The following is a 3,957-nucleotide window of genomic DNA, read 5'->3' as shown; positions in this document are numbered from 1 at the left end:
CCCCTGTTCCACCCCCGGCCCCGATCACCGAACATCACGTATCCGCTCTCCGTCACCGCCAGCGTGTCTTCCAGCTTGATGAAGCCCCGTGTCGGGTGAAGCATGGTCGTCTCCACCGACAGCACCATGTTCTTCTCCAGCGGTTTGGCCGCATAGGTGCCTTCATAGGTCACCGGATGGTTGGTCATCAGGAACGGCGCCTCGTGAGTGATCAGGCCCATGCCATGGGCGAAGAAATCCGTGTAGGGCGCGACCTTCGAAGCCTTCAGCACGCCCTCGGCATGCGAAATCATGTCGCCGCCCAGCGTGCCCGCTTTGACTTTTGAGAAGGCCGCCTGCTGCACCGTCTCGACCTCGGCCAGCAGATCTTCGAGCTCGGCATCCGGTTCGCCGAGAATGCCCATCCGGCAGAGGTCCCCTATATAGCCGTGATAATTGCCGCCGGAATCGATTGACAGCACCTCGCCTTTTTCCCACGCCTGCGGTGAAGCGGCGCGGTTGTGGCTGGCACCCAGCGTCAGCAGGCAATATTCGAAATGGATGCCGCGATTGGTTTCCTCGCGCCGCAGCTGCTCGATGATCTCGCTTTTAGTCGTGCCTTCACGCGCCCAGGCAATGGTCGCCAGCATGGAATCGGTGATCAGTTCGGAGGCCGTGCGCAGCTTCTCCAGCTCCGCATCGGTCTTGATGGCGCGCATGCGCTCCAGCATGTCGGTCGCATCGATCAGCCTGGCATCCGGCAACGCCTTGCGGATTAGCGTATAGGCGTCCGATGGCATGAAGCCAGGCTCGATGCCGATGCGCGCGCCGGCCTTGCCGATCTTCTGCAGGTGCTCGACCGCAAGGTTGGCGGCGTCGAGCGTGCCCCAGCAGGCGGCGTGCAGCGTCGGCGTCCAGAACGGATTGTTCTGGTGCTCGCCGCCCTCCATGCGGTTGCCGATATAGGCAGCATGGTCCGGCCCGCCCTTTTCGTACACGACGATCGGCAGGTACCGGCTGTGGCCGATCGCATCCATGGCGGCAAAGAAGATGAACTTGTAACCGCCCAGCAGATATTGCGTGTTGTGCTTGGAGGTGGCGAGCAGCACATCGATGCCGGCCTCCTCCATCAGCCGGTCGACCCTTGCCTGGTCGAACGGGATATTGCCGACGGCATTCTTGCCCGGAGCAATGTTCATCTCTCTCTCTCTCCCTGAATTGCCTGGGACCGCCGGTCGTTCCGCTCGCGATCCCCTGGCCATGACTCAAATCTGCACCATTTTGCCCGTTCTGGTCCAGCCAGAAATAGGGAAAACAGCACCGTTCGATGTCATCATACCTTTGTCTGTCGCATATCCCATCAATTTGGTCCTACCAGATTGACGTGATAGAAGCGCATATTCCAAACTGGTCCAGCGGACGAAAATTTCAAAGCCAAGCGAGGATGCGCCAATTCCGTCTCTGGCGAAACCCTCGGCAAGGCTCATAATCGCCGCCGCAAGGATGCTGGCGGGCTTGCCGGCGTTCGAGGGGTATTGGCGCGCCCAACCGGGTCGCGGAGAGGACGGAGTTCGATCATGTCAGGTTTCACGATTTCCAGACGCACGATGCTTTCCGGCTCGGCAATGCTGCTGGCCTCCACCGCCATCCCGACACCGGGCTGGGCGCAGACGCCGAAGAAGGGCGGGCGGCTTGTGCTTGCCGCCGATTCCGAACCGCGCAACCTCAACCCGGCGATCGTCGCTTCCAACGGCGTCTTCTTCATCTCCAGCAAGATCGTCGAAACGCTGGCCGAAGCCTCCTACGACGGCAAGGACGGACTCGCGCCAAGGCTGGCGCTGAGCTGGGAGGGTGCCGCCGATGGGCTCTCGGTGACGTTCAAATTGCGCGACGGCGTCAAATGGCATGACGGCAAGCCGTTCACCTCCGCCGACGTCGCCTTCTCGGCGCTGCAAATCTGGAAGCCGCTGCAGAACCTCGGCCGCACCGTGTTCAAGGACCTGGCCAGCGTCGAGACCCCCGACGATCTCACCGCTGTGTTCAAATTCGCCAAGCCGACGCCGTTCCAGTTGATCCGCAACGCGCTGCCGGCGCTGAGCAGCGTGGTGCCGAAGCACATCTACGAGGTCGGCAAGATCAAGGACAACCCGGCCAACAACGCGCCCATCGGCACCGGACCGTTCAAATTCGGCGAGTACAAGGCCGGCCAGTATTACCGGCTGACCAAAAACACCGACTACTGGGGCAAGGATGAGCCCTATCTCGACGAGATCATCTATCAGGTGCTGCCGGATCGCACGTCCGCGGCGAGCGCGCTGGAGGCCGGAGAGATCCAGCTCGCGGCCTTTTCCGCCGTGCCGCTGGCCGACCTCGACCGCATCTCGAAAGTGCCGGGCCTGAAAGTGATCACCAAGGGTTACGAAGGGCTGACCTATCAACTCGTCGTCGAGATCAATCATCGCCGCAAGGAACTGGCCGACGTCAAAGTGCGGCAGGCGATCGCACATGCCATCGACAAGGATTTCGTCGTCAAGACGGTGTTCCTCGGCTATGCCGCGACAGCCACCGGCCCGGTGCCGAAGAACGATCCACAATTCTACACCGCCGATGTGCCGACCTATGCCTTCGACGTCGCCAAGGCCAACGCGCTGCTCGATGAAGCCGGCTACAAGAAAGGCCCGGACGGCAAGCGCTTCACGCTGAAACTGCTGCCTGCGCCCTATTTCAACGAGACAAAACAGTTCGGCGACTATCTGCGCCAGGCGCTCGCCGCCATCGGCATCGACGCTGAGCTGGTCAACAACGACTCGGCCGCGCACATCAAGGCGGTCTACACCGACCACGCCTTCGATCTCGCGGTCGGTCCGCCGGTGTTCCGCGGCGATCCGGCGATCTCGACCACCATCCTGGTGCAGAGCGGCATTCCGGACGGCGTGCCGTTCTCCAACCAGGGCGGCTACAAGAACGATGCGCTCGATGCGCTCATCGCCAAGGCATCGGAGACGCTCGACGCATCAGCCCGCACCGACCTCTACAAGGAATTCCAGAAGGCGGTGGCTGCCGACCTGCCGCTGATCAACGTCGCCGAATGGAGTTTCATCAGCGTCGCGCGAGACACCGTCGGCAACATCGCCAACAACCCGCGCTGGGCGGTGTCGAACTGGGCGGACACGTATTTGGAATCGTGACAGAATTGCGCGGATGAAAATTCGCGAAATCATCGTAGGCTTTGAGTTCTACGAGGCCCCCCTCTGTCCTACCGGACATCTCCCCCTCAAGGGGGGAGATTGGCCGCTTGTCTGTCCCGCGAATTCTTCAACGTTGGAGATTGGCGAAGCCAAAAGAGACAGCCGATCTCCCCCCTTGAGGGGGAGATGTCCGGCAGGACAGAGGAGGGTGCCTAGGCGCGGTCCTAATCAACGTATCGCCAACCCATCGACGCCCCCATGAACCGCGCCCTCACCCTTCTCCGCCGCCGCCTCGTCGGCAGCGTCTTCGTGCTGCTGATCGTCGTCATCGGCACGTTCCTTTTGCTCGAGGCCGCCCCCGGCGATGCGGTCGATGCCTATATCGTCTCGACCGGCGGCGACGCCGGCATGATCGAGCTGTTGCGCCATCGCTGGGGCCTCGACCAGTCGGAGCTGACGCGGCTGGCTAACTATCTCTGGGCGCTGTTGCATCTCGACCTCGGCCAGTCGGTGACCTTCTCCCGACCGATCCGCGATGTGATCCTCGAACGCCTGCCCAACACGCTGCTGTTGATGGTCAGCGCCACCGCGCTCTCCTTCGGGCTCGGCTCGGCACTCGGCATCTATGCCGGCGCGCGGCCCGGGAGTTTGCGCGACCGCTTCCTGTCGATCGGCTCGCTGGCGCTCTATGCCGTGCCGGGTTTCTGGCTCGGACTGGTGCTGATCGTCGTCTTTGCCGTCGACCTGCGCTGGCTGCCGATCGGCGGCATCGAGACCCTGGCTTCCGACA

Annotated in this window: 4 protein-coding genes; 2 read left to right on the top strand and 2 right to left on the bottom strand. The window is 62.3% G+C overall.

Going from position 1 to position 3,957, the window contains the following annotated elements; all coding sequences use genetic code 11:
• Positions 1-1,178 (bottom strand): Xaa-Pro peptidase family protein (locus EN914_RS27280; RefSeq protein WP_164756965.1); only part of this gene is annotated, 1,178 nt, incomplete at its 3' end.
• A 66-nt stretch (positions 1,179-1,244) separates the two neighbouring features.
• Positions 1,245-1,466, bottom strand: a complete 222-nt coding sequence (locus EN914_RS27275; RefSeq protein ID WP_127219401.1) for a hypothetical protein — start codon at positions 1,464-1,466, stop codon at positions 1,245-1,247.
• Between the two features lie 90 nt (positions 1,467-1,556).
• Here EN914_RS27275 and EN914_RS27270 point away from each other — a divergent pair, with 90 nt between their 5' ends.
• Both EN914_RS27270 and EN914_RS27265 read left to right on the top strand, forming a co-directional pair.
• The gene (locus EN914_RS27270) at positions 1,557-3,167 is read left to right on the top strand and encodes an ABC transporter substrate-binding protein (protein ID WP_024504440.1); all 1,611 of its coding nucleotides are present in this window, start codon (positions 1,557-1,559) and stop codon (positions 3,165-3,167) included.
• A 258-nt stretch (positions 3,168-3,425) separates the two neighbouring features.
• On the top strand, positions 3,426-3,957 hold a 532-nt coding region (locus EN914_RS27265; RefSeq protein ID WP_164778946.1), incomplete at its 3' end, for an ABC transporter permease.

Origin of the sequence: Mesorhizobium sp. M7A.F.Ca.CA.001.08.2.1 (genome assembly GCF_003998455.1) — a bacterium.
In the GTDB taxonomy this organism is placed as follows: Bacteria; Pseudomonadota; Alphaproteobacteria; order Rhizobiales; family Rhizobiaceae; genus Mesorhizobium; species Mesorhizobium ciceri.
This window is presented reverse-complemented; position numbering and strand designations above follow the sequence as displayed.

Excerpts from the sequence above, each read along its gene's own strand:
- EN914_RS27275 (WP_127219401.1), bottom strand. The coding sequence starts at position 1,466 with ATGAGCCTTGCCGAGGGTTTCGCCAGAGACGGAATTGGCGCATCCTCG.
- EN914_RS27270 (WP_024504440.1), top strand. The coding sequence starts at position 1,557 with ATGTCAGGTTTCACGATTTCCAGACGCACGATGCTTTCCGGCTCGGCA.